This window comes from Ramlibacter paludis (assembly GCF_022012305.1).
Classification (GTDB): Bacteria; Pseudomonadota; Gammaproteobacteria; order Burkholderiales; family Burkholderiaceae_C; genus Ramlibacter; species Ramlibacter paludis.
In genome coordinates, this window is the sequence record NZ_JAKLTM010000004.1 from 549,412 (window position 1) to 574,955 (window position 25,544).

21 protein-coding genes are annotated in these 25,544 nt (G+C 71.0%); 7 read left to right on the forward strand and 14 right to left on the reverse strand.

The window, feature by feature from the left end:
* Positions 1–25 precede the first annotated feature (25 nt).
* Genes LZ009_RS16380 through LZ009_RS16390 form a run of 3 tightly spaced genes read left to right on the forward strand, consistent with a single transcriptional unit; the run spans position 26 to position 3,557 of the window.
* Positions 26–1,660 (forward strand): UGSC family (seleno)protein, encoded by a 1,635-nt coding sequence (locus LZ009_RS16380; RefSeq protein WP_275699020.1) that lies wholly within the window; start codon positions 26–28, stop codon positions 1,658–1,660.
* The gene (locus LZ009_RS16385) at positions 1,651–2,580 is read left to right on the forward strand and encodes an NAD(P)/FAD-dependent oxidoreductase (protein ID WP_275699021.1); all 930 of its coding nucleotides are present in this window, start codon (positions 1,651–1,653) and stop codon (positions 2,578–2,580) included. The genes LZ009_RS16380 and LZ009_RS16385 overlap by 10 nt, the downstream gene beginning before the upstream one ends.
* Complete coding sequence (locus tag LZ009_RS16390) at positions 2,577–3,557, forward strand: Bug family tripartite tricarboxylate transporter substrate binding protein (protein ID WP_275699022.1); 981 nt, start codon at positions 2,577–2,579, stop codon at positions 3,555–3,557. The genes LZ009_RS16385 and LZ009_RS16390 overlap by 4 nt, the downstream gene beginning before the upstream one ends.
* Before the next feature lie 181 nt (positions 3,558–3,738).
* Here LZ009_RS16390 and LZ009_RS16395 read toward each other — a convergent pair whose 3' ends face one another.
* From LZ009_RS16395 to LZ009_RS16420, 6 genes are all read right to left on the reverse strand, one after another.
* Positions 3,739–6,096 (reverse strand): hybrid sensor histidine kinase/response regulator, encoded by a 2,358-nt coding sequence (locus LZ009_RS16395; RefSeq protein ID WP_275699023.1) that lies wholly within the window; start codon positions 6,094–6,096, stop codon positions 3,739–3,741.
* A 103-nt stretch (positions 6,097–6,199) separates the two neighbouring features.
* On the reverse strand, positions 6,200–7,597 hold the full coding sequence (gene lpdA / locus LZ009_RS16400; protein WP_275699024.1) for a dihydrolipoyl dehydrogenase: 1,398 nt from the start codon (positions 7,595–7,597) through the stop codon (positions 6,200–6,202).
* 4 nt (positions 7,598–7,601) lie between these two features.
* Positions 7,602–8,918, reverse strand: a complete 1,317-nt coding sequence (locus LZ009_RS16405) for a dihydrolipoamide acetyltransferase family protein (RefSeq protein WP_275699025.1) — start codon at positions 8,916–8,918, stop codon at positions 7,602–7,604.
* 9 nt (positions 8,919–8,927) lie between these two features.
* Positions 8,928–9,986 (reverse strand): alpha-ketoacid dehydrogenase subunit beta, encoded by a 1,059-nt coding sequence (locus LZ009_RS16410; RefSeq protein WP_275699026.1) that lies wholly within the window; start codon positions 9,984–9,986, stop codon positions 8,928–8,930.
* 5 nt (positions 9,987–9,991) lie between these two features.
* The gene (locus tag LZ009_RS16415) at positions 9,992–11,227 is read right to left on the reverse strand and encodes a 3-methyl-2-oxobutanoate dehydrogenase (2-methylpropanoyl-transferring) subunit alpha (RefSeq protein WP_275699027.1); all 1,236 of its coding nucleotides are present in this window, start codon (positions 11,225–11,227) and stop codon (positions 9,992–9,994) included.
* Positions 11,228–11,406: 179 nt separating this feature from the next.
* Positions 11,407–12,405, reverse strand: a complete 999-nt coding sequence (locus LZ009_RS16420) for an aldo/keto reductase (protein WP_275699028.1) — start codon at positions 12,403–12,405, stop codon at positions 11,407–11,409.
* A 79-nt stretch (positions 12,406–12,484) separates the two neighbouring features.
* Here LZ009_RS16420 and LZ009_RS16425 point away from each other — a divergent pair, with 79 nt between their 5' ends.
* From LZ009_RS16425 to LZ009_RS16435, 3 genes are read left to right on the forward strand one after another with little or no spacing between them, the layout of a single operon-like run.
* Positions 12,485–13,768 carry a sensor histidine kinase gene (locus LZ009_RS16425; protein WP_275699029.1) on the forward strand — a complete coding sequence of 428 codons (1,284 nt, stop codon included), beginning with the start codon at positions 12,485–12,487 and terminating at the stop codon, positions 13,766–13,768.
* A gap of 22 nt (positions 13,769–13,790) precedes the next feature.
* A complete protein-coding gene (locus LZ009_RS16430) occupies positions 13,791–14,474 on the forward strand; it encodes a hypothetical protein (protein WP_275699030.1) in 684 nt (227 codons plus the stop codon).
* Between the two features lie 2 nt (positions 14,475–14,476).
* Positions 14,477–16,210 carry a sensor histidine kinase gene (locus LZ009_RS16435; RefSeq protein ID WP_275699031.1) on the forward strand — a complete coding sequence of 578 codons (1,734 nt, stop codon included), beginning with the start codon at positions 14,477–14,479 and terminating at the stop codon, positions 16,208–16,210.
* 3 nt (positions 16,211–16,213) lie between these two features.
* Here the strand turns inward: LZ009_RS16435 and LZ009_RS24315 are convergent, their stop codons facing one another.
* Positions 16,214–18,178 carry a hybrid sensor histidine kinase/response regulator gene (locus LZ009_RS24315; RefSeq protein ID WP_275699032.1) on the reverse strand — a complete coding sequence of 655 codons (1,965 nt, stop codon included), beginning with the start codon at positions 18,176–18,178 and terminating at the stop codon, positions 16,214–16,216.
* A 65-nt stretch (positions 18,179–18,243) separates the two neighbouring features.
* Between LZ009_RS24315 and LZ009_RS16445 the strand changes: the two genes are divergently transcribed.
* Positions 18,244–19,089 (forward strand): endonuclease/exonuclease/phosphatase family protein, encoded by an 846-nt coding sequence (locus LZ009_RS16445; protein ID WP_275699033.1) that lies wholly within the window; start codon positions 18,244–18,246, stop codon positions 19,087–19,089.
* Between the two features lies 1 nt (position 19,090).
* Here LZ009_RS16445 and LZ009_RS16450 read toward each other — a convergent pair whose 3' ends face one another.
* From LZ009_RS16450 to LZ009_RS16480, 7 genes are all read right to left on the reverse strand, one after another.
* Complete coding sequence (locus LZ009_RS16450; protein WP_275699034.1) at positions 19,091–20,002, reverse strand: Rossmann-fold NAD(P)-binding domain-containing protein; 912 nt, start codon at positions 20,000–20,002, stop codon at positions 19,091–19,093.
* Between the two features lie 25 nt (positions 20,003–20,027).
* The gene (locus tag LZ009_RS16455; protein WP_275699035.1) at positions 20,028–20,489 is read right to left on the reverse strand and encodes a response regulator transcription factor; all 462 of its coding nucleotides are present in this window, start codon (positions 20,487–20,489) and stop codon (positions 20,028–20,030) included.
* 64 nt (positions 20,490–20,553) lie between these two features.
* A complete protein-coding gene (locus LZ009_RS16460; protein ID WP_275699036.1) occupies positions 20,554–21,276 on the reverse strand; it encodes a sulfite exporter TauE/SafE family protein in 723 nt (240 codons plus the stop codon).
* Positions 21,277–21,342: 66 nt separating this feature from the next.
* Positions 21,343–22,506, reverse strand: coding sequence for an outer membrane beta-barrel protein (locus LZ009_RS16465; RefSeq protein WP_275699037.1), 1,164 nt, complete (start codon positions 22,504–22,506; stop codon positions 21,343–21,345).
* Positions 22,507–22,537: 31 nt separating this feature from the next.
* Positions 22,538–24,487: an ice-binding family protein gene (locus LZ009_RS16470; RefSeq protein WP_275699038.1), complete on the reverse strand. Its 1,950-nt coding sequence runs from the start codon at positions 24,485–24,487 to the stop codon at positions 22,538–22,540.
* Positions 24,488–24,759: 272 nt separating this feature from the next.
* The gene (locus LZ009_RS16475) at positions 24,760–25,044 is read right to left on the reverse strand and encodes a hypothetical protein (protein ID WP_275699039.1); all 285 of its coding nucleotides are present in this window, start codon (positions 25,042–25,044) and stop codon (positions 24,760–24,762) included.
* Between the two features lie 105 nt (positions 25,045–25,149).
* On the reverse strand, positions 25,150–25,515 hold the full coding sequence (locus LZ009_RS16480) for a bactofilin family protein (RefSeq protein ID WP_275699040.1): 366 nt from the start codon (positions 25,513–25,515) through the stop codon (positions 25,150–25,152).
* Between the last annotated feature and the right edge of the window lie 29 nt (positions 25,516–25,544).

Below are 25,544 nucleotides of genomic sequence, written 5' to 3' on the forward strand. Positions count from 1 at the left end.
GCGATGCGCTGCGAACATTCGCCGCATGACCCTGTCGACCGTCCACAACCCGGTGGGCTACCCGCCCAAGATCAACCGCAAGCAGCCCGCCCCGCGGCTCGACACGCTGGATGGCAAGACCGTCTACCTGGTCGACACCCGCTTCGACGACGGCGTCGAGCTGCTGAAGCAGGTGCAGGCCTGGTTCCAGCGCAGGATGCCCGGCGTGAAGACAAAGCTGGTGCAGATGGCCAGCTACTACGGCAAGGACGACCCCCAGCTGTGGACCGAGATCCGCGAGCAAGGCCACGCCGCCATCATCGGCGTGGGCCACTGCAGCACCTGCGCGCCGGCGACCTCGACCCACGCGATCACCCTGGAGACGCAGTACGGCGTACCCACGGTCGCCATCCACACCGACAAGTTCGTGAAGGTGGTGCAGTCGGTCACGCGCATGGGCGGGCTGCCGCAGGCGCCGCTGGTGTTCGTGCCGCAGCCGGTGATGGGCAAGAGCGAGGCCGAGCTGCGCGCCTACGTCGAGGGCGACGACCCGTACACCGGCAAGCCGGTGATGCAGGAGATCGTCGCCGGCCTCACGCAAGGCCTGGCCGCCGCCCGCGACGAGCCCTACGAGCGCAACACGCCGCGCCTGTGCACGCCCGACACCGAAGACAACCTGCGCGCCCTCTTCGAGCAAAACCGCTGGACCGACTTCCTGCCCATCGTGTTGCCGACCGAGGAGCGCGTGCAGGCCATGCTGCGCGGCACCCGCCGCAAGCCCGACGAGGTGGTCGGCCGCATGCAGCCCACCGAGAACCGCGGCCTGTGGGAATACACCGTGGAGAAGGTCGCCGTCAACGCGGTGATGGCCGGGGCGAAGCCGGAATACTTCCCCGTGATCCTGGCGCTGGCCGCCACCGGCATCTCGGCGCGCGGCAGCACCTCGAGTTCCGCCGCCGTGATGAGCGTGGTGAACGGCCCGATCCGCAACGAGATCGGCATGAACTGCGGCATCGGCGCCATGGGCCCGTACAACCACGCCAACGCCGCCATCGGCCGCGCCTACAGCCTGCTGTCGCAGAACCTGCAGGGCGGCTCGGTGCCGGGCGAGACCTTCATGGGCTCGATCGGCAACAACTACGTCTACAACGGCATCACCTTCGCCGAGAACGAAGAGCGTTCGCCGTGGGAGCCGCTGCATGTGCAGAAGGGCTTCCAGCCGGCCGACAGCACGGTCACGGTGTTCCACGGCTGCCGCTCCACCACCTTCGGCCTGGGGCTGCGCAAGGAATACTGGCGCGAGCACGTCAAGGACATGCTGCTGGGCACGGACGCGCTGACGCCGCCGGTGCTCGTGCTGGACCCGCTGACGGCGCGCCAGTTCATCGACCGCGGCGGCTTCGACACGAAGGCCAAGCTGATCCGCTGGCTGCACGAAACCGCGGAGATGCCGGCGGCGCGCTACTGGGACCTGCAGTTGATCCAGAACTACGTCTACACGCGCGCCACCTTCGGCGAATCACCCAAGGCGAAGTACCTGAACGTGGCGCACGACGCGCCGGTGCGCATCTTCGAGGAAGAGGACATCAACGTCGTCGTCACCGGCGGCGAGGCCAACGGGTACTGGCAGATGTACGGCGCGCGCCACAAGGCGACGGTGTCGGTCGACGCATGGCGCTGAACACGGACATCGCCATCATCGGCGCCGGCGCCGCGGGCCTCTCGGCCGCAGCGGCCGCCGCCGCGCAAGGCCTGCAGGTGCTGGTGATCGAGCGCATGGGCGCCGGCGGCCAGGTGATGAACGTCGAGAACATCGCCAACTGGCCGGGCCAGCCCGATGGGATCTCCGGCTTCGAGCTCGGGCCGCTGCTGCAGGAGCAGGCCGAGGAGGCCGGCGCGCAGTTCCTGCTGGACACGGTGCTGTCGGTCACGGCGGCGGACGGCGGCGTGCGGCTGCAGTGCGAGGGCGAGACGGTGCAGGCGCGCGCGCTGATCGTCGCGGCCGGCTCGGCGCGGCGCAAGCTGGAGGTACCGGGCGAAGAGCAGCTGGAAGGGCGCGGCGTCTCGCATTGCGCTTCCTGCGACGGGCCGCTGTTCCGCGGCCAGGCGGTGTGCGTGGTGGGCGGCGGCGATTCCGCCTTCGGCGAGGCCGCGGTGCTGGCCACGCATGCAGCGCACGTCACCCTCGTCTTTCGCGAGGCGCAGCCGCATGCACAGGCCTACCTGCAAGCGGCCTTGCAAGGCCTGCCCCATGTCACCCTGCTGCCCGGCGCCGAAGTGCTCGCCATCGAAGGCACGCCCAACGTCAGCGCGCTGCGCGTGCGCGTGAACGGCGAGGAGCGCGGCATTCCTTGCGAAGGCGTGTTCGTCTACGCCGGCCTGCGCGCCGACAGCGGCTTCCTCGCCGGCACGGTGGCGCGCGACGAGGAAGGGCGCATCCGCACCGACGACCAGTTCCGCACTTCCCTGCCCGGCGTGTTTGCCGCCGGCGACATCCGCAGCGGCGCGGGCCGGCTGCTGGCCGACGCCGCGCGCGACGGCATCGCGGCGGCGCAGCGCGCCGCGCGCCATCTGAACGAGAGACAGGAGACAAGAGCATGAACCACCGCCAGAAACTCAAGGCCCTGCTGGCCTTCGCGGCGCTGCCGCTGGCCGGCCGCGTGGCCGCGCAGGACTTCCCCATCGCGGGCAAGCCGATCCGCATCGTCGTGGGCTTCCCGGCCGGCGGCGGCACCGACACGCAGGCGCGCCAGGTCGGCCAGCAGCTCGGGCAGCTGCTGAACGTGCCGGTCGTCATCGACAACAAGCCGGGCGCCGGCACCATGCTGGCCGCGATGGAAGTGATGCGGGCCGCGCCCGACGGCCACACGCTGCTGTACACGCCGTCGTCCACGCTGGCGCAGCTGCCGCACACGCTGGGCGCCGTGAAGTACGACACCTTCAAGGACTTCACGCCGATCTCGCTGGGCGCACTCGGGCCGCTGGTGCTGGTCGTGCACAAGTCGGTCCCCGTGACGAGCGTGCGCGAGCTGGTGGCCTATGCCAAGGCGCATCCCGGCAAGCTGAACTACGTGTCGCAGGGCCTGGGCACCTCGTCGCACATGTACGGCGAGATCTTCTGCAAGCAGGCCGGCATCGACATGGTGCACGTGCCGTACAAGGGCGCCAACGACGTCGCCAAGGACTTCATCGCCGGCCGCGTGCACCTGCAGTTCGCCTCTTCCTCCGCCGCGGTGGCGCTGGCCAAGAGCGGCGAGATCCGCATGCTGGCGGTGGTGGGGCAGAAGCGCAGCAGCCTGTTCCCCGAGCTGCCCACGATGGGCGAGCAGGGCGTGAGCGGCGTCGACATCGACAGCTGGGTCGGCTACTTCGGCCCCGCCGGCATGGCGCCGCAGACGGTGGCGCGCCTGAACGAGGCGATCGGGCAGGTGCTGAAGACGGCGAAGCTGAAGGAGGAGTACCGGCAAGGCGGCGCCGAGGCGCAGCCCTCGAGCCCGGAGCAGTTCGCGGCCATCGTCAAGGACACCTACGGGCAGTGGGGCAGCATGTTGCAGAAGATCGGGTTCACCAAGTTGTAGGGGTGCGGCCAGCCGCGGTTCGGGCTTCGCCGCTCACCACGGCCTACGGCCTACGGGGGAGCCGGGGTTGCCACCCCGGCCTACGAAAGCCGTGCCCGTAGGCCGGGGTGGAAACCCCGGCTTGCCACGCGCTCCACGTAGGCCGTGGTGAGCGGCGCCAGCCCGAACCGCGGCTTCCCGATTACGCCAACCCCTTCCCCTCCAGCTCCCTGCGCGTCGCCGCAATGCACGCGCGCAGCTCCTCGAGCTCGCGCCGCACATCGGTGCTTTCATCCAACCCTGCCTCGATGCCGGCCGCCATGCGCATCACCGCACCCAGCCCCAGCGTGCCCGCCGAGCCCTTCACCTTGTGCATCTGCGCATGGATCTCGGTGGCCGATGGCGTACCGGCCAGCGCATCGCAACTCGCCAGGTAGGTCGCCAGCCCGCTGCGCACCAGCGCCCGCAGCTGCTCGTCGCCCATCATCGCGCGCAAGCCTTCCAGCGTCTCCGCATCGAGCAGCGTGACCTCCGCCGGCGCAGCCGTGGGCGCGGCCATGGCCGCCAGCGGGGCAGTCGCGGCCCCACGCTGCCCATACCGCACGATCGCCGCATCCAGCTGGTCCCACTCGATCGGCTTCATCAGGCAATCGTTCATGCCGGCGCCCAGGTAGCGGTCGCGCTCGCGCGCCATCACGTTCGCCGTGAGCGCCACGATCGGGATGTCCTTCTCCGGCCCCGGCAGGCGCCGGATGCGCCGCGTGGCCTCCACGCCATCCATCACCGGCATCTGGACGTCCATGAACACCAGGTCGAAGGGCTGCTGCTGCACCCGCGCCAGCGCCTGCGCGCCATCCTCGGCGAACACCAGTTCGTGGCCCTGGCTGCCCAGGCGCGCGGCCAGGATCTGCCGGTTGATGTCGACGTCTTCGGCAATGAGGATGCGGCGCGGCTCCACGACGCGCGCCTCGGCGCGGCGCGGCTGCTCAAGCGCCTCCACGTCGCCCGGCACCAGCGGCAGCTCGAACCAGAAGCAGCTGCCCACGCCCACGCGGCTCTCCACGCCGATGCGCCCTTCCATGGCCTCCACCAGCCGCTTGCAGATCGCGAGGCCCAGGCCGCTGCCGCCGTAGCGCCGCGAGATCGAACGGTCCTCCTGCGTGAAGGCTTCGAACAGGTGGTCGAGCTGGGCGCCGGCAATGCCCACGCCCGTGTCGCGCACCTCGTAGCGCAGGCGCTGCGCCGCGTCTTCCTCGTCCTCCACCTGGCGCACGGCGATGGTCACGCCGCCGTGGTGGGTGAACTTCACGGCATTGCTCACCAGGTTCATCAGCACCTGCGTCACGCGCGTGGGGTCGCCCTTCAACACCGGCGGCGAGTGCGGCTGCAGCTCCACGTCCAGCGCCAAGCCGCGCTCCACCGCCAGCGGGTGCACCAGCGAGCGCACCTGCTCCAGCAGGTCGGGCAGGGAGTAGTCGATGGCCTCCAGCTCCAGGCGGCCGCTCTCGATGCGCGAGAAATCGAGGATGTCGTTGATCACGCTGAGCAGGTGGCGCCCCGATGCGCGCATCGCCTCCACCCAGCGCCGGTGCGTGGGCGGCAGCTGCTCCGCCGCCAGCAGGTCGATCATGCCCAGCACGCCGGTCATGGGCGTGCGGATCTCGTGGCTCATCGCCGCCAGGAAGTCGCTGCGCGCCTCGCCCGCGCTGCGCAGGTCGGCGGCCAGCTGGCGCTGCTGCCCCAGCAGCATCGCGATCGGCAGGCTGGAGAACAGCACGGTCACCAGGTACAGCTGCACCAGCGCCACGCGCTGCTCCATGCTGTTGCCGCTGCCGACGATGGCCACCAGCGCGCCGCTGCCGGAAAGCACCGAGCCCAGGGCGGCGAGCGACACTGCCACCACGCCCGCCGTCACGCCCACCAGCCCGAAGCTGGAAGCCGTCACCATCACGATGGGAAAGCTGAGGAACACCAGGGCCGGATGCGCGTCCTGCAGCACCACGAACATCGCACCGGCCATGGCGGCGATGACCGCGATCGCGCGCGCCGGCGTCAGCATGTCGAGCGCGCGCCGGCGCGTGGTGGCCGTGGACCAGCCGAGGAGGACCGGGGTGGCCACGAGCAGGCCGAGGACGGACGCGCAGTACCAGATGCGCCACGCGTCGAGGAAGCCGGCTCCCTCGGTCCAGTGCAGCAGCGCGGCGCCGGCGCCGGAGCTGAGGGCCGGCACGGCCAGGAAGGCCAGCAGCATGATGCCGGCCTGCCGGCCGTTGAGGAAGCTCGGATTGGGGCCGCACAAGCGCCGCGTCAGCGCCGCCAGCACCAGCATCTCGAACGTGTCGCACAAGGCCAGCAGCAGCGACGGACCGTCGCCGAACAGGCGCAGCGCCAGCGCGTCCCCCAGCCAGAAGACGATCAGGAACACCGCCCAGCTCCGGCCGGGATGGCGCAGCAGCACCGTGACCCCGAAGGCGTTGGCGAACCACACCGGGGCATTGGTGCCGAAGAGCGACGTGGCCACCGACGCCAGCGCCAGGTAGGCGAAGCCCGCCCAGCACAAGGTGGCGAGGGGAGCGAGTGCCAGGCCGCGGATCGTGTTCTCCCTGTGGCCGGCGGAAGGGCCGGCCCAGCGGCTAATCTAGTGCAAAAGCCGCCGGGTGGGGTCAGATGTGCAGCGCACGCCCCAGCGCGCGCAGCGCCGACTCCTGCACGGCCTCGCCCAGCGTCGGGTGCGCGTGGATGATGCCGCCCACGTCTTCCAGCCGCGCGCCCATCTCGATCGCGTAGCTGAAGGCCGCGGCCAGTTCCGACACGCCGGTGCCCACCGCCTGCCAGCCCAGGATCAGGTGGTTGTCCTTGCGGGCCACCACGCGCACGAAGCCCTCGGTGCCTTCCAGGCTCATCGCGCGGCCGTTCGCCGCGAACGGGAACAGCGCGCTCTGGCAGGCGATGCCGGCCTTGCTGGCCTGCTCCCCGGTCTGGCCGACGGCCACCACTTCGGGATCGGTGAAGCACACCGCGGGAATCGCCAGCGGCGCGAAATGCTTGCGGTGGCCCGCGATGCATTCGGCGGCCACTTCGCCCTGCGCCATTGCGCGGTGCGCCAGCATCGGCTCGCCGGTGAGGTCGCCGATGGCCCAGACGTTGCGCATCGAAGTGCGGCACTGGTCGTCGACCTTCACGGCGTTGCCCGCCATGTCCAGTTGCAGCGACTCGAGGTTGAAGCCGCGCGTCTTCGGCCGCCGCCCCACGGCCACCAGCACCTGGTCGGCCGGCAGCACGAATTCGTCCGCTTGGCGGCTGCGCACGCGCAGGCCCTTGCCGCCCTCGGCCAGGCCTTCGGCGGTGCAGCCCAGGTGCAAGGTCACGCCCAGGCGCTTGAGCGCCGCCAGCACGGGCCGGCTCAGTTCCTCGTCATAGGTGGGCAGCACGCGGTCGGTCGCTTCGACGATGGCGACTTCGGCGCCCAGCTTGCGCCAGGCGAAGCCGAGTTCCAGCCCGATGTAGCCCGCGCCCACCACCACCAGGCGCTTGGGCACTTCGCTGAAGGCCAGCGCGCCGGTGGACGAGACGACGTTGCCGCCGAAAGGCACGGCCTTCAGTTCGACCGGCTCGGAACCCGTGGCCAGCAGCAGGTGCTCGCACTGGATGCGCAGGTCCTCGCCGCTCGCGGCCTTCACGTCCACGGTCTTGCCGTCGACGATGGTGGCCCAGCCGCGCACGACCTGCGCACCGTTCTTCTTCAGCAGCGCGCCCACGCCGCCGGTGAGGCGGTCGACGATGCCGTTCTTCCAGCCCATCGCCTGCCCGAGCTCGATGCGCGGCTTGTCGACGTGGATGCCCAGCGGCGAATTGCCGGCATAACGGCGCGTGGCGTCGAACTGCTCGGCGACGTGGATCAGCGCCTTCGACGGAATGCAGCCGACGTTGAGGCAGGTGCCGCCCAGGGCCTCGCCTTCGACCAGCATCGTCGGCACGCCCAGTTGCGCCGCTCGGATCGCGGCCACGTAGCCACCGGGGCCGCCGCCGACCACCAGCAAGGTGGTTTGTTTCGTCTGCATGCGGCTACTCCACGAACAACAGGGCCGGCGTTTCCAGCAGCGCCTTGACGGCCTGGATGAAACGCGCCGCGTCCATGCCGTCGACCACGCGGTGGTCGAAGGACGAGGACAGGTTCATGAGCTTGCGCGCCGCCACGTTGCCGTTGACGAACATGGGACGCTCGACGATGCGGTTGACGCCGACGATGGCGACTTCCGGATGGTTGATCACCGGCGTGGTGACCAGGCCGCCGAGCGCGCCCAGGCTGCTGATCGTGATGGTGGAACCGGCCAGCTCCTCGCGCGTCGCCTTGCCGGTGCGCGCGGCCTCGGCCAGGCGCGCGATCTCGCGACTCGCCGCCCATGGGTCCATCGCTTCGGCATGCCGCAGTACCGGCACCATCAGGCCGCCATCGGTCTGCGCGGCGATGCCCAGGTGCACCGGCGCGTGCCGCGTGACCACGCCGGCATCGTCGTCGAAGCGGGCGTTCATCATCGGAAAGTCCGCCACCGCCAGCACGACGGCGCGCGCCAGCAGCGGCAGCAGCGTGAGCTTGCCGCGCGTGGCGCCGTAGCGGTCGTTCAAGGTCTTGCGCAGTGCCTCGATCTCGGTGACGTCGATCTCCTCGACGTAGCTGAAGTGCGGGATGCGGCGCTTGGCCTCCTGCATCTTCTGCGCGATCTTGCGGCGCAGGCCGATCACCGGCAGCGCTTCCTCGCCCTGGCGCTGCACGTAGGTGGAGCTGCTCGCGGCCGTGCGCGGCTGGCCGCGCGAAGCGAGGTAGACGTCGAGGTCGGCGTGCGTGATGCGGCCCGCGGCGCCGCTGCCGTGCACGAACTGCAGTTCGATGCCGAGCTCCCAGGCGCGCTGTCGCACGGCCGGCGATGCCAGCGGCTTCTCGCCCGGCGCGCGCATGGGCGCCGGCGTCGCCACCGGCGGTTGTGCGCGCGGCGCGGCGACGACCACGGGCTCGGGCTTCGGCTCGGGCTTCGGCTCGGGCTTCGGCTCCGGTTTCGGCTCGGGTTTCGATTCAGTCTTCGCAGGGTGTGCAGCTTCGCTGCGCACCGGCGCCACCGGCGCTTCCTTGACGTTGCCCGCGCCTTCGACTTCCAGCCGGATCAGCTCCGCGCCGACCGGCATCAACTCGCCTGGCTTGCCGCCCAGGCTCACCACGGTGCCCGCCCGCGGCGACGGAATCTCCACCGTCGCCTTGTCCGTCATCACGTCGGCCAGCACCTGGTCCTCGGTCACCGTGTCGCCGGGCTTCACGCGCCATTCGACGAGTTCGACTTCCGCGATGCCCTCGCCGATGTCCGGCATCTTGATCGTGTAGTGCCCCATATGTGTTCCTTAGGCCGCCATCGCGCGCTTGAACGCGGCGCCAACCCGGTCCGGACCGGGGAAGTAGGCCCATTCCTGGGCGTGCGGATACGGCGTGTCCCAGCCGGTGACGCGCTCGATCGGCGCTTCGAGGTGGTAGAAGCAGTGCTCCTGCACCAGCGAAGTGAGCTCGCCGCCGAAGCCGCCGGTGCGCGTGGCCTCGTGCACGATCACGCAGCGGCCGGTCTTCTTCACCGACTCGAGGATGGTGTCCAGGTCCAGCGGCCAGAGCGAGCGCAGGTCGATGATCTCGGCGTCGATGCCGGTCTCCTCCGCCGCCTGCTGCGCCACCCAGGTCATCGTTCCGTAGGCGATCACGGTCAGCTGCGAGCCGGGACGGAACACCGCCGCCGACTCCAGCGGCACCGTGTAGTAGCCCTCGGGCACGTTGCCCATGGGATGCTTCGACCAGGGCACCACCGGCCGGTCGTGGCGGCCGTCGAAGGGGCCGTTGTACAGGCGCTTGGGCTCCAGGAAGATCACCGGGTCGTTGCACTCGATCGCCGAGATCAGCAGGCCCTTGGCGTCGTAGGGGTTGCTGGGCATCACGGTGCGCAGGCCGCAGACGTGCGTGAACAGCGCCTCCGGGCTCTGGCTGTGGGTCTGGCCGCCGTAGATGCCGCCGCCGCAGGGCATGCGCAGCGTCAGCGGGCAGGTGAAGTCGGCGGCCGAGCGGTAGCGCAGGCGCGCCGCCTCCGACACGATCTGGTCGGAGGCCGGATAGAAGTAGTCGGCGAACTGGATTTCCGCTACCGGCCGCAGGCCGTAGGCCGCCATGCCGACGGCCACGCCGACGATGCCGCCTTCGCTGATCGGCGTGTCGAAGCAGCGCGGCTTGCCGTACTTGGCCTGCAGGCCTTCGGTCACGCGGAACACGCCGCCGAAGTAGCCCACGTCCTGGCCGAAGACGACCACGTTGGGGTCGCGTTCCATCATCACGTCCATGGCGCTGCGCAGCGCCTGGATCATGGTCATGGGCTTGGTCGCCTGGTCGGCGGCGAGATGCTTGTCCTGGGTTTTCGTCAGCATGTTCTTCACACTCCCAGTTGCTGGCGCTGCGCGCGCAGGTGCGCGGGCATGGTTTCGTAGACGTCGTCGAACATGGTGGCGGCGCTGGCGAACGGGCCGTCCAGCATGGTGCCGTGGCGCTCGGCTTCCTTCTGCGCTGCCGCCACTTCCGCTTCCAGTTCCTTCTGCACCTGCTCGTGCTCCTGCTCGGACCAGGCGCCCAGGCCGATCAGGTGCGTCTTCAGCCGCACGATGGGGTCGCCGAGCGGGAAGCGTTCCCAGTCGTCGGCGGGACGGTACTTCGACGGGTCGTCCGAAGTCGAATGCGCGCCGGCGCGGTAGGTGACCCACTCGATCAGCGTCGGGCCCAGGTTCATGCGCGCGCGTTCCGCGGCCCACTGCGAGGCGGCGTAGACCGCGAGGAAGTCGTTGCCGTCGACACGCAGCGAGGCGATGCCGCAGCCGACGCCCTTGGCGGCGAAGGTGGTCGACTCGCCGCCGGCGATCGCCTGGAAGCTGGAGATCGCCCACTGGTTGTTGACCACGTTCAGCACCACCGGGGCGCGGTACACGTGGGCGAAAGTCAGCGCGGTGTGGAAGTCGGCTTCGGCCGTGGAGCCGTCACCGATCCAGCCCGAGGCGATGCGCGTGTCACCCTTGATCGCCGAAGCCATCGCCCAGCCGACGGCCTGGATGAACTGCGTGGCGAGGTTGCCGGAGATCGAGAAGAAGCCGGCGCGCTTGAAGGAATACATCACCGGCAGCTGGCGGCCCTTCATCGCATCGGCCGCATTGCTCATGAGCTGGTTCATCAGCTCCACCATCGTCACGTCGTCGCGGCCCAGCAGCAGGCCTTGCTGGCGGTAGGTGGGGAAGCACATGTCGCCCGGCTCCAGCGCCAGCGCGTGGGCGATGGCGATCGCCTCCTCGCCCAGGCACTGCATGTAGAAGGAGATCTTCTTCTGCCGCTGCGCGATCACCATGCGGGCGTCGAAGATGCGCGTCTTCATCATCGTGCGCAGGCCCTTGCGCAGCACGGGGGTGTCGAGCTGCGGCGCCCACGGTCCCACGGCGCGGCCGTCATGATCGAGCACGCGGATCAGGCCGTAGCTCAGGTCGCGGGTGTCGAAGTGGGGGGTGTCCACGGGCGGCCGGCGCATTTCGCCGGCGGCGGAGACGTGGAGATAGGAGAAATCCGTCGCGCAGCCGGGCCGCCCAGAGGGCTCCGGCACGTGCAAGCGCAAGGCTTGGTGCTGGCTCATTCGCAAAAGCTCCGCGCGATCGTGTCGCGCCAGGTTGCAAGGATGGAACGTCGGCAGCGGTAGCTTGCCTGCATTTCCAGTCGTCCGGGCGGGGGTAGTGCCCGAAATGCGAGTTTAGGCGAAGGAGCGGGGCTTACGGATGAGTGAGGACCCGAGCTTGGTCATCCCCGAATGACGAACTAGCGCCGCGGCGCCATGGGATAAGCCGGATCCGTATACCCCGGCGTCGACGGATGGCCCGGCCGCACCAGCGAGTCCACCAGCGCTTCGTCCTCGTCGTTCAGCGCGAACTCCAGCGCCGGCAGGTAGTCCTGCCACTGCTGCAAGGTCCGCGGCCCGGCAATGATGGCGCTCACCGCGCGGTTGGCGAGCACCCACGCGCAGGCAAAGGCGGCCAGCGTCGTGCCGCGCGCTTGCGCATGCATCATCAGGCGCTGCGCGATCTGCAGCGACTCCTGGCGGAACTCGGTTTCGTTGATGCGCTTGTCGCCGCGGCCCGCGCGCGTGTCGGCGCCGGGGGCCTGCCCGGGCGCGTACTTGCCGGTGAGCACGCCGCGCGCGATCGGGCTGTACGAGGTGACGCCGATGCCGTAGTGCGCGCAGGCCGGCAGGATCTCCACTTCCGGCATGCGATTGAGCAGGTTGTAGTAAGGCTGGCAGACCACCGGCTGCGGCATTCCGATCTCGCGCGCGGTGCGCACGGCCTCGGCAATGCGCCAGCCGCGGAAGTTGGAGATGCCCCAGTAGCGGATCTTGCCGTCGCGGAGCAACTGGTCCATCGCCCGCAGCGGCTCCTCGAGGTCCGCGCCCGCGTTGTCGCGGTGCATGTAGAGGATGTCGACGTGGTCGGTGCGCAGGCGCTTGAGGCTGGCCTCGGCCTCGCGCAGCATCCAGCTGCGCGAGAAGCCGGTCTCGTTGGGCCGCCCGGACATCTTGTTGCCCAGCTTGGTGGCCAGCACCCATTCGTGGCGCTGGCCCTGCAGCAGTTCGCCCACCATAGCTTCCGAAGCACCGGTGGTGTAGACGTCGGCCGTGTCGAGGTAGTTGACGCCATGCGCGCGCGCGTCCGCGACGATGGAGCGTGCCTCTTCCAGCGGCGTCTGGTCGCCGAACATCATGGCGCCCAGGCAGAGGGCGGAGACTTGCAGGGGGCTCTTGCCCAGCGAACGGTATTGCATGCGCATGATCCTACGCCAGCACAGCCGTACCTGTGCGCGGCCCGGCCGTGTTGGTGCTACGCTGTCCGGACCCATGCCCATGCGCCAGCCGATCCTGACCGTCCCAGCCACTGCCCAGCACCTGGTCGCCATCCGGGCCCACACGCGGCAAGTGGGCGAGCTGGTCGGGCTCGACCACATGCAGCAGACGCGCTTTTCCACGGCCGTCTCCGAGATCGCGCGCAACGCGGTGCAGCACGGCCGCGGCGGCTCGCTCACCTTCCTGGTCGGCGAGAGCCGCAGCGGAAGCGGCAACGGCCAGGCGCTGGTCGCGCAGGTGGCGGACCACGGCCCGGGCATCGCCGACCTCGACGCCGCCATGAACGGGGGTCCGGCCGTCAATGGCCGCCTGCCCATGGGCATCGTGGGCAGCCGCAGGCTAGTGGACCACCTCAGCATCGAAACGCCTTCCGTGGGCGGCACGGTGGTGCGGCTGGAGATGGCGCTGCCGCGCAGCGCGCGCCGCCTGAGCTCCGCCGACCTCGCCCAGCTGGCCGACCGGCTCTCGCGCGGCACGCAGCAGTCGCCGATCGACGTGCTGGAGCAGCAGAACCGCGAGCTCCTGAAGACCCACCAGGAGCTGCGCGCCAACCAGGCCGAACTCGAACGGGCGGACGAATTCAAGAACCAGTTCGTCACCACGCTGGCGCACGAGCTGCGCAATCCGCTCAACACGCTGACCATGACGCTGGATTTCCTGCGCCGCATGCCGGCGATGACACCCGAGCAGCTGGCCCACCGCGTGGCGGTGATGACGCGCCAGGCCACCCAGCTCACCCAGCTGGTGGACGACCTGATGGACGCGGCCCACGTCAGCCAGGGCAAGGTGGAGCTGCGCCTGCAGCGCATCGACCTGAACGAAGTGGTAGCGGAAGCACTGGAACTCTCCGGCGGCGCCGTCTCCGCCAAGGAACACCAGCTCACGCTGCACACGCTGCCCCGGCCGCTGTGGGTGGACGGCGACCCCAAGCGACTGAAGCAGGTCGTGTGCAACCTGGTGCAGAACTCCGCGCGCTACACCGCTCCGCACGGCGCCATCAGCGTGCAGCTGCGCCAGGACGGCGGCTGGGGCTTCGTGGACGTCGAGGACAACGGGGTCGGCATCGCCGCCGACATGCTGCCGCACGTGTTCGGCCTGTTCGTGCAGGCCCATGGCGGCGCCGGCGGCGCCGAAGGCGGCCTGGGCGTCGGCTTGAGCCTCGTGCGCCGGCTGGTGCAGGACCACGGCGGCACCGTGGTCGCCACCAGCGCCGGCGCCGGCCAGGGCAGCCGCTTCACCGTGGCGCTGCCGCTGGCCGGGGCGCCGGCGGGGACGCTGGCCTGACGCGGGCGGGAGCGGACGAAGCGTGGCTTTGCGCTCCCTGGCCTCCCTCCTGCCCACCCTGCTGCTGGCCACCGCCTGCGCGGCGCAGCCCGCGGCGGCCGTGCAGCGCGAGGGCGACGCGATCGTGTTCGACGGCCGCATCGACCTCGCCTCGGCCGCGCGCTTCCTGCAGCTGCTCGGCGCGCCCGGTGTGACGCGCATCGTGATCACCTCGCCCGGTGGCCTGGTCGCCCCGGCGCTCGACATGGCGCAGGCCATCCACGCGCGCGGCCTCGCGGTCGAAGTGCCGGCCACCTGCCTCTCCTCCTGCGCCAACTACGTGTTCCCGGCGGGACGCCGCAAGCTGCTGGGGCGGCCCGATGCGGTCGGCTGGCACGGCAACATGGCGCACGTGCTGTGGCTGCAGCAAAGCGGCCAGGCCAGCTGGTCGGACGCGGAACTGGCCCAGGCCCGGCTGCTCGCCCGGCGCGAAGCGGACTTCTACCGAGCCATCGGCGTCGACGGTTACGTGGCCTGGTTCGGCAAGCTGCCGCCCCATGCGGTCGACGAGTTCTATTACCTGGCGCCCGAGGACCTGGTGCGCTTCGGCATCGGCGACGTGACGGTGCGCGCCGGCGCCGCCTCGGGCGACCCCGCCCTGCGGCTCCTCGCGGTGGACTGGCCGGTGCTGCAGGCGCAGCGTCCCGCCGTGCGGCTGGACGACTGAGCATGGACTTCCCCCAGCGCGAACCCGAGCAGCAGATCGCGCAACTGCGCCAGGGCGCGCGCCGCACGCGGCGCATGCTGCGCACGCTGATCGTGCTGCTGCTCCTGCTGCTGTGGATGACCTTCGTGGAGAACGCCAACTACGAATACCGCCAGACCCTGGCGTCGGTGGCGCAGCGCGACGCCAACCTGGCCACCGCGGTGGAACACTACGTGGTGCGCGTCATGCGCACCACGCGCGCGGTGCACCAGTTCCTCAACGGCCAGGTGCGCGACGGCGTGTCGGAGATCGGCCTGAACGACATCCTGCGCGACCGGCTGCGCGCCAACGACGCCTTTGCCGACCTCGGCCTGTGCTTTCCCGACGGCCGCGCGCTCGCGGCCACCACCAATGGCGCGAGCGCCATCGACCGCGCCCTGTGCGACGGGGTGATGGCGCGCCTGCCCCGCGACGACGAAATCACGGTGTTCGCGCCGCGCGCCACCGCGCACGGGCCGCAGGTGCCGCTGGCCATGCGCCTGCGCGGCGACGGCGGCGGCAACTACGCCGTCGCGGTCGCGATGGTCTCGGCCCCGACGCTGCTGGGCATCATGCGTTCGGTGCGGCTGCACGACGCGACCACGGTGGCCCTGTCGGCGCCGGACGGCACCGTGCTGGCCGGCTGGGACTCGCGCATCGGCGCGCTGGCCGTGCCCGCGCAAACCGGCGGTCTGGGCGAGCTGGTCGGCAGCACCGGCGGCAGCGCGCGCATCGCGGGCCAGGCGGTCCTGGTGAGCTACCGCGTGCTGCCGGACTGGGGCATGCGCGTGTCCATCGCCTCCGCCCGGGAGGACGCGCTGGCCTCGTTCGCCGGGCGGCGCTTCTTCTACTTCGTGTTCTGCGCGGTGTGCACCTTCGGCCTGGTGGTCGTCTATTTCTCCCTGATGCGCCTGCACGGCCAGAGCAGCCGGCGCGCGGAATCGCTGATCCATGCGCAGGCCGAACTGCGGGCACTGAACAAGGACCTGGATGCGCAGGTGCGCGAACGCACCGGGCAGCTGGAACGCGCCGTGCACGACCTCGAAGTGTTTTCCTTCGCCATCGCCCACGACGTCCGGGCGCCGCTGGCGGCCATCGACGGCTTCGCCGAGGCGCTGGAGCCCGCGCTCGCCGCCGGCGGCAACGAGAAGCACCAGCACTACCTGCGCCGCATCCGCTCCAACGTCCTGCACATGGCCGACCTCACGCGCCAGCTGCTGGAACTGGGCAAGCTGACGCATGCGCCGCTGCAGCTGGCCGACGTCGACGTGGGCGCGCTGGCGCACGAGGTGCTGGCCGGGCTGCGCGAGCGCGATCCGCAGCGCGTGGTGGAGACCCGCATCGAGCCAGGCATGCAGGCGCGCGCGGACCGCGCGCTGCTGCTGCAGGTGTTGGAAAACCTGGTGGGCAACGCCTGGAAGTTCAGCGCCCGCACGGCGCACGCCCGCATCGAGGTCGGCTGCCTCGCGGAGGACGCGGGCGCGGAGGGCCGCACCTTCTTCGTCCGCGACAACGGCGCGGGCTTCGATGCCGAGGCGGCTGGCCAGTTGTTCCAGCCGTTCCGCCGGCTGCATGGCGCCGATGAATTTCCGGGCACGGGCATCGGGCTGGCGATGGTGCAGCGGATCGTCGCGCTGCACGGGGGGAAGATCTGGTTCGAGGCGAAGCCGGGCGCGGGAGCGACCTTCTTCTTCACGCTGCCGCGTGCCGGCGGCTGAGGCTCACGCGCTTCCCACGCGCTTCTGCGCGGTGACGATGGCCGTCGCCAGCCCGCGCAAGGAGATCGGCTTCGCGGCATAGGCATGGAAGCCCGCCTCCAGCCCCGCCGCCACATCGCCCGCCAGCGCGAACGCACTCAAGGCCACCGCCGGCACCTGCCCGTGCGGCTGTCCGAGGCCGCGCACCTTGCGGATCAATTCCAGGCCGTCCATGCCGGGCATGCCGATGTCGGAGACCAGGAAGTCGAAGCGCTGCCGCTGCACCGCCTCCAGCGCCTCGGCGCCGCTGGTGGCCAGTTGCACGTGCGCGCCCATGCTGGTGAGGGCGACCTTCGCGACCTCGCGCGCATCGGCTTCGTCGTCGACCAGCAGCACCTTGGCGCCCAGCAGGTCGAAGCCGGGATCCAGCGCCGCCATGCTGGCGCGATGGGCGCCCTCTTCGCTGGTTGCCGCCGACAGCGGCAGCGCGATCGTGACGGTCGTGCCCTTGCCGGGCCCCTCGCTCGCGATGGCGATGGCGCCGCCATGCAGTTCGACGATGCCGCGCGCGATGGCAAGCCCGAGGCCCAGGCCGCCGGTGCGGGCCGCGGCCATGCCGTCCTCCTGACGGAGGCGATCGAACACGTGCGGCAGGAAGGCTGCGGAGATGCCGCGGCCGCTGTCCGCCACGCGCAGCACCGCCCGCCCGTCCTCCACGGCCGAAGACAGGTCCACGCGGCCGCCGGCGGGCGTGAACTTGATCGCGTTGGTCAGCACGTTGGCCACGACCTGCGCGAGCCGGCGCTCGTCGCCTTCGACGAACACCGCTTCGCAGCGCCGCCAGTCCAGCGCCAGGCCTTTCGCCTGGGCCGCGGCCAGGTGCGAGGTGACGACTTCGCGGGCGACGCGCGCCAGGTCCAGCACCTCGTGGGCCACTTCCAGCCGGCCCGCGGTCATGGTGGTCAGGTCCAGCAGGTCGTCGATGAGGCCGGTCTGGATCTGCGCATTGCGCCGGATCACCTCACCCGCCTTCGCCACCATCGGGTCGACGTGGCCCTTGCGGGCCAGGATCTCCGCCCAGCCGTTGATGGCGCTGAGCGGCGAGCGCAGTTCGTGCGACACCGCGCCCAGGAAGTCGTCGCGCGTGCGCGCCAGCTGCTCCGCATCGGCGCGCGCGCGGCGTTCCTCCTCCAGCGCGCGCTCCTGCATCTGCGCCAGCATCACGCTCTCGTCCACGTCGACCAGGCTGCCCACCCAGCGCAGGACCGACGCGCCCTCGCCCGGGATCGGCGCAGCCTGCACGTCGGTCCAGCGCTGCTTGTGCGCGCCCGGCGCCAGCAGGCGGCAGCGCAGGCGCAGCGGCTCGCCGCTTTCCAGGCTCTGCTGCCAGGCCTGCGTGATGCGGCCGCGGTCGGTCGGGTCGGCAAAGCGCGCGAGGTCGGCCACGTTCAGCGGCACGTCGCTCAGCCACGGGCGGTTGACGTATTCGAGCCGCCCTTGCGCATCGGCCACCCAGATCACGTGCGGCAGCGACTCGGCCAGCGCGGCGAACTGGCGCTCGTTGCGCGCGAGCTGCTGCTGGTTCTCCTGCGCGCTGCGCGCCAGGCGCCGCAGCGCGCGCTCCACCGCGCCTGCGTCGCTTTCCAGCGGCAGCGGCGCCGAGGGCGGCGGCAGCGAGACGGAAGCCTCGGCCGCGGCGGCCTGCTGCGCGAGGCGGGTCATGGGGCGCGCCATGCGGCCGCTGGCGATCCAGGCGGCGGCCACCACGACCAGCGCCAGCACCAGCGCGATCAACCAGAAGCGGCCTGGGGAACCGCCCGCTTGCAGGGCTTGCCCGGCCAGCAGGCCGGCGCCCAGGCAGGCCAGCACCAGCACCAGCGCAGCGGCGACCACCAGGACGCGGCTGCGCAGTCGCAGCTTCTGGGGACTGCGGGCGGTGGGCCACTCGGAGCGGCTGGGGGCAAAGGGCAGGCTGGGAGGGGACGACACCGGGCGGAGTCTAGCCGCGCTTAAGCTCGGCCTTGCGTAACGGCCCGGAAGTAGACTGGGCTGCCATGAAACTCGTCACCTGGAACACCCAGTGGTGCTGCGGCATCGACGGCGTGGTCAGCCCCGCGCGCATCGCCGAAGGCGCCCGCGCGCTGGCCGACTTCGACGTGCTGTGCCTGCAGGAGATCGCTGTCAACCATCCGCAGCTGCGCGGGAATTCGGGCCAGGACCAGCCGGCCGCGCTGGCTGCCCTCCTGCCCGGTTTCCAGGTCTTCTTCGGCGCCGCGGTCGACGACTGCGACGAGCGCGCGGGCCGGCAGCGCTTCGGCAACCTGATTGCCACGCGGCTGCCGGTGCTGCGCGTGCAGCACCACCCCCTGCCCTGGCCGGCCGACGCCGGCGTGCGCAGCATGCCGCGCATGGCCACGGTGGTGACGCTGCGCGACCCGCAGCTGGGGCCGGTGCGCGTCATGACCACGCACCTGGAGTTCTATTCGAAGCCGCAGCGCATGGCGCAGGCGCGGGCCTTGCGCGCGCTGCACGCGGAATATTCGGCGCAGGCCGCGGCGCCGCCGGAACGCAGCAGCGACGGCTCGCCTTTCCAGTCCAAGGTGCACACCGCGCACGCCGTCGTCTGCGGCGACTTCAACCTGCAGGCGCAAGAGCCGGAGTACGCCGAGCTCACCGCCGCGGGCGCGCCGGGCCGGCTGTGGGATGGCTGGCGCCTGCTGCACGCCGGCGCGCCGCAGCCGCCGACCTTCATGGTGCATGACCGCACCTACGGGCCGGAGCCGGTCGCCTGCGACTTCGTGTTCGTCAGCGACAGCCTGAAGGACAGCGTGCGGCGCATCGCCATCGACGGCGACACGCAGGTGTCGGACCACCAGCCGGTGCTGCTGGAACTGGGCTGACCTAGCGCTGCAGCCAGGCCAGCGTGTCGCGCGCCGTTTCGGCCAGCGGCCGTCCCTTCAATCCCTGCGCGCGCGCAGCCGCGGACGTGACGGCCACGATGCCGAGGTCCAGGCCCTGGTGCCACAGCGGCCAGGCCGTCTGCGAGGCCTTGGCATCCTCCACACCGATCCAGCGCAGCTGCGTGCCGGCGGGCGCGACGCCCGCGACGATGGCATCCAGCATGTCGCCGAAGCCGAAGGGCGGCTGCACGGCCGAGACGTTGTAGGTTCCGGCCAGGCGCCGCCCCACCGCATCGATGGTGAAGCTGGCAAGGTCGCGCGCATCGACGTACTGGATCGCCGCCTCGCGCGGCCCCGGCGCTTCCACCACGCCGCCGGCCGCGATGCGCTTGACCCATTCCGGAAAACGCATCGTGTAGTCGTCGGGGCCGATGATGTAAGGCGGCCGCAGGATCAGCGGCTGCTCGAAGCGCTCGCGCACCGCCTGCTCGCACAGCACCTTGAGCGGACCGTAGTTGTCGGCGTTGATGGGGACGGTGGCCAGCGTCGCCGGGGCCAGGCCGTCCGTGGGCGCCAGTGGCGCGCTCTCGTCGCTGCCGGCGGGGATGTCCTCGGCATACACCGACCCCGTCGACACGAAGCAGTAATGCCCGCCGCGGCCGCCCAGCGCGTCGGCCACCGCGTGGATGTCGCCCGGCCGGTAGCCGCAGGTGTCGATGGTCGCGTCCCAGTCGCCTTGCGCCAGCGCCGCCAGGTCCTTGGCGCGATCGCCGTGCAGGTGGCGCGCGCCTTCGAGGCCGCTGAAGGGCTTGCCGCCCCGGTGGAACAGGTCGACCTGGTGGCCGCGGCGCAGCGCCTCGCGCGCCATGGCGAGACCGGCGAAACGCGTGCCGCCGATGAAGAGGAGGTTCATGGCGCGCAGTTTAAGCGCGCGCCTGCTACTGCAGCTTGCGCTCCGGACGCTGCAGCAGCGCGTCGAGCGTGCCCACCAGTTCGGCCAGGTCCGGCTCGGTCAGGTAGGCGTCGGCCCCGGCGGCGCGGCCCGCCTTGCGGTACGGCTCCTCCACCAGCACGGACGACACCTGCACGATCGGCAACGCCGGGTGGGCCCGCCGCATGCGCTCGCACAAGGCGAAGCCGTCCATGTCGGGCAGGTACACGTCCAGCACCGCGGCGGAGCAGGCGGGCGTGGCGAGCGCATCGGCCGCATGCGCGGCCTCCACCACCAGGAAGCCGGCCGCCTGCAGCCCGCGGCTGATGGCATAGCGCTTGGACGCGTTGTCGTCCACCACCAGCACGGTGAAGTTGCGCCTTTGCGCCGAGAACAAGGGATGGTCGCCGGCGCCCGCGGGCGGGTCGGCGGCGGAAGCGCGATCGGGCAACAGGTACAACAAAGGCATGGCGTCAGTGTCCCACGCTCGACAGCCAAGGTTCAGGCGCGGATGGCCCAGGACCCTGTAGGCCTCAACGCACAGCGGCCCACAGCAGGGACACGCCCGACACCGCCATCAAGCCATCGATAAGGTGCCGATAAGCAGGCGCGGAAAGGCGCAGCACGACGAACCGGCCGACGAAGGATCCCGCCATCAGCGTGGCGCCCACGCCGAGCCCGCGCGCCGCGACCTCCAGCGACAGCGCGCCGAAAGCCTGGAAGGTCGCGACCTTGGCCGCGTACATGCCGATCGAGGAAGCCGCCTCGGTGCCCAGGAAGGCGCCGCGCTCGAGGCCGTAGAACGTGAACAGCGGCACCGTCAGCGGACCGGTCGAAGCGACGATCCCCGTCAGCACGCCCAGCGGCGCGCCGAGCAGCATGAGGTGCGTGGCGGAGATCCGGAACTCGCGCCGCGCCAGCCAGCGCCGCACCGGGATCAGGGACAGGAAGAACGTTCCGAGCGCGGTCTCGGCGACCCCCGGCGGAATCGTGAGCAGCAGGCGCGCGCCGATCATCGCGCCCGGCACCGCCGTCACGCAGAAGGCGGCGCAGGCGCGCCAGTCGATCTCGCGCCGCCAGGCCAGCACGCGGCCCAGGTTGCCCATGATCGCCGCGATCGCCATGATCGGGATCGCCTGCCGCGGGCCGAACATCACGACCAGGACGGGCATCATCACCAGCGAGGAGCCGGTGCCGACAATGCCCCCGAGCGTGCCCGCGAACAAACCGCAGACGAGCAGGAGGAGGAAATCCATCGAGGCAGTCTAGCAGCGGCACCGCTGCTGGATCTGCCACGAGTGGCCGACGATGATGGTGGTAGCTCAGGGCGAGCGCGAGCCCTCGACCTGCACATCGACGCGCCGATCCGGCTGCAGGCAGGCGACCAGCGCCGGGGTCGGCTGGTTGCCGCGGCAGTGCGCGGTGGACGGCAGGGGCTGGGTCTCGCCGGCGCCGCTGGTGACGATCTTGGCGGCGTTCAGGCCGGCGCGCGCCAGGTAGGCCGCCACGGCGGCGGCGCGGCGGCGCGACAGGTCGCCGTTGTACGCACTGGGGCCGAGGCGGTCGGTATGGCCGATGACCCGGATGCTGTCGTAGGCGACACCGCGCATTTCACTCGCGAACGCGTCGAGCTCGCGGGTTCCCTGCGCACGGAGTTCCGAGCGATTGAAGTCGAACAGGGCGTCGGCGGAGAAGTGCACCGTGACCACGGGTGTCCGCGCGGCGGCAACCGGGGGCGGCGGCGGAGTCGGCGCAGGCGGCGGAGGCGGCGGCGGGGGCGGGCTGGGTGGCGCGACGTAAGCCGGCCGGGGCGCTGGCGCAGGCGCAGGTGCCGCGCCGAAACGGTAGACCACCCCCAGCGTCATGAGGTCGATGTCGCCGCGGTTGCCGACGCTGTCATGCACGCGGATGCGCTCGGCTTCGGCCCGCAGTTCCCAGGCTTCGGAGAGCCGCCAGGCCAGGCCCAGCCCGTACTCGAAGGCGGACTTGCGCTCGCTGGTGCTGGCGCCCGGATAAGGCATCACCACCGCCCCGGTGGAACTGAACGCTCCGCGTGCCCGCACGTAGGCGCCGCCGACGCGCCCCAGCAGCGAGAAGCGATCGGTGACCGGCAGGGTCCCGACCAGGTCGAGGTTGAGGCCCTGGAAGCGGACATCCCCGACCAGCGTCCCGGCCGGCGTGGTGGACGCGGTGAAACCCATCCGGCCCAGGTCGAAGTAGCCGCCCTCGACCGCGAAGTAGCGGTTCATCTGGTAGCCGCCGAACAGCTTGTAGCCGGTCTTGCGATCGCGCTCGTCGATGTTGTTGGTCAACAGGCTTTCATTGGCCAGGCCCTGGATGATGCGGTCCCGGTCGATGGTGGACGCGGCCTGCCCGATGCCGGCCCCCGCATACCAGCCCGTTCCCTGCGCCAGGCTGGGCGTGGCCAGCAATGCGCTGCCGGCCATGCAACCGAACGCGACGACGTTTCTGGAAATGATCGTCATGACTTTTCTTTCATGGATGGAAGGCTGCGCATCACGGCGCCGGCACATTGATCACGGTGTTCACGAGCGTCACCGAAGGACCGAGCGACAGCAGCCGGCCGTTGATCGTGGTCACCCCCAGCGCGCCTGCGGTCGAGACGGCCTGCCCCGCCTGGGAAATGATCGTGCCGACCATCGTCCCGCCGCCGCCTGCGTTGATGGTGGCGGCCGAGCCCACCTGCCAGAACACGTTCCTGGCCTGCGCGCCGTTGGTCAGGATCACGCTGCTCGGGAATGCCGCACCGGGGCCACCGACTGTCAGCGAGGTGGCCATCTGGAACACCCAGGTCGCATTCGCATTGCCGCCGGCGTCGAGCGTCAGGTCGCCGCCCTGGATGCGGAACGTGCCCGCCGCGGCGGTGTACACGCCGGGCGCCAGCGTCAGGTTCGCCAGGTTGCCCGCTCCCGGATCGGGTCCGCCCGGGAGGGCCGTGAGCTGGTTGTAGGCGACCAGGGCGTCGGCGCGCGCCAGGGTGGCGACCGCCAGCGTCGCCGCCGTGCCCTCGCTCGGGCAGCTCGGCGTCGGCGACGGCGGCGCGGTATAGATCAGCCCGTTGACGGCGCCGATGTTCAGCGGCGTCTCCGTGTACGTGCAGCCCGGCCCGGCATCATGGAAGCCGGTTGCCGTGGTGGACACGCCCGTGGTGCCGATGTCACCGTTGATGACGGTGAGGATGCCCTGGTTGGTCATGCCGGCGGAGCCGCCGAACACGCCGAAGGGGGCCGCCGCGCCGAGCGGGAACGGCTGGATCACCGCGCAGCTCACGGCGTTGAAGGTCCAGGCGAAGTCGTTCACCAGGGTGTTGCCGGGCACCGCCAGGTCCTTCACGCCCGTGCTGCCGCCGCGCAGGGTCGCGGTGTGGAGGCCGGCCACGAGCGGGGTCAGCGGCGTGAAGGTCGCGATTCGCCCGGTGGCGGCATCCAGCGCCACGGACGCCGGCACCACGCTGACGTTGCCCGGGCCGGTGACGGTGAAGTTCGCGGCCTGGATGGTGGACGGGTCCATGCGCAGGCCGGATGGCACTGCGAAAGTGGCGTTGATCGCGGCATTCAGGCAGACGTTGGCTGCGCCCGCCGCCGGATTGGTGCTCTGGACGGACACGTTGGCCGGCGGCAGCGCCGCCGCGGTGGTGAACGTCCACACGTAGTTGCTCGCCGCGGGCAGCGGCGCCTGGTTGCCCGCAAGCGCGTTGCCGGCGAGGTCCTGGGCCCCCGTGGTGATGGTGGCCGTGTAGGTCGCCCCTGCCTGCAGCGGCGCCGCCGGGACAAAGGCCGCGGTGCGGCTGGCGGTGGCGTAGGTGACGCTGCCGGCCGGGGCCGTGCAGGGGGCGGCACAAGCCAGCGTGAACGTGCCGGCGCTCATGCTGGCGGGCGCCATGTCCTCGGAGAACGTGGCGGTCACGGCGGTGTTCGTCGGCACTCCCGGAGTCGGGCCCGGGACGGTGGTGGCGGGGGCGGTGAGCGTCACGCGCGGCCGGGTCGTGTCGGGGGCGGCGCCGGTCGTGAAGCGCCACACGTAAGGGCTGACGAGTGCCAGTCCGGTGGCGCTGCTGCGCGCGCCGGTGACGGTGGCGGTGTAGGTCGTCAGCGGAGCCAGCGTGGCACCGGCGGGCAGCACGTAGGTGGCGATGCGGCCCGAGGCATCCAGGCTTGCCGAGCCGCCGGGGCTCACGCAGGGCGCTGCGCACGTCACCACGAAGGTGGCCGTGCCGCCCAGAGCTGCCATGGGCTCGCTGAACTGGGCGCTGATCACGGCGTTGTTGATGGCAACCCCCGTCGCGCCGTCCAGGGGAGCCGCCGCAATGACGGTGGGAGGTGCCGGCGGGGGACGGTCGAAGCCGAGGATGGGGTCACGCCCACCTCCGCCGCCGCAGCCCGCGATCGTGGCCGCCAGCAGCAAGGCTGCCAACCGTGCGCCGAGGTACTTGGATCCGGTTTCCATGTTGGTCCTTCCGAAACTTGCCTGCATCATTCCCAGGCGCGGCAGGACCGTCTGTACGCTAGGGTACATAGCGGCTTGTGCGGACCAACACGCGGACCCGGTGGCGAATCGCGGGCAGGCTGCCGCCGAGCATTCCTTTCACCATGAGCGCCGAGCGCATCCGCGCCGAAGTCGGCGCCTGCCCGGCCGTGGCTACCTGTCGCTTCTCGGTGGTGAACTCCAGCAGGGGAACTGCGTCAAGGAAGCAGCAGCCGCTCTGCTGGCCGGCCGGTCTACGGCGCTGGGCGGCGCCTCGCTGACCGTTCCTGGAGTTGCCGCAGCCACGGCGAAGCGGCCAGCGCTTCGAATACCGGCTTGAATTCGCGCGCGAGCTCGCCTCGGGCCAGCGGGGAAGCCACCGGCAACACCACGGTCAGGCCGAAGAGGGCCAGGCAGGACAAGTGCAGCACCATCGCCATGCCCTTGCGCGTGCGGCCGGCCGGCGGCGGCGCGGCCTTCCAGCGCGGGACCGGGGAATCGAGGGAATCAGCGGGAAGTGGACGGCGGCGCGGCTGCATGGCGGCCGCGATTGTGCATGGCAAATGGTCGAGGTCGCCGGGGAATGAGCGACAGGATGTATCCCGGCCCCGAGGTCCGGGCCGCCGCCGTCGGGCAAGTCGTGGCTAGGCCGGGATGGCGGCCGGCGCGAGAGGCCGCAGCTGGCCCGAAATCGTCGCGCCCTGGTGCATCTCCAGCGCGGCGTAATGGACGTCGCCCTGGATGCGGGCCTGCGGCTGCAATTCCAGCGATTCGCGGGCGTCGACGGTCCCCTTGACCGTCCCGGCGATGATCACGCGATCGGCCACGATGCCGCCTTCGACCACGGCGCCCTCCGAGATGACCAGCAGGCTGCCTTCGGAATCCGCCTGGATGGGTCCGTACACCTCACCGTCGACCCGCATGCCTTGCCCGAACTTCAGCCCGCCGTCGATGCGCGTGCCCTGCGCGATAAGGGTCCTGATTTCCGCCTGGTCTTTCTTGCCGAACATGGTGCTCCTCGATCCTCGGTGAATGTGCA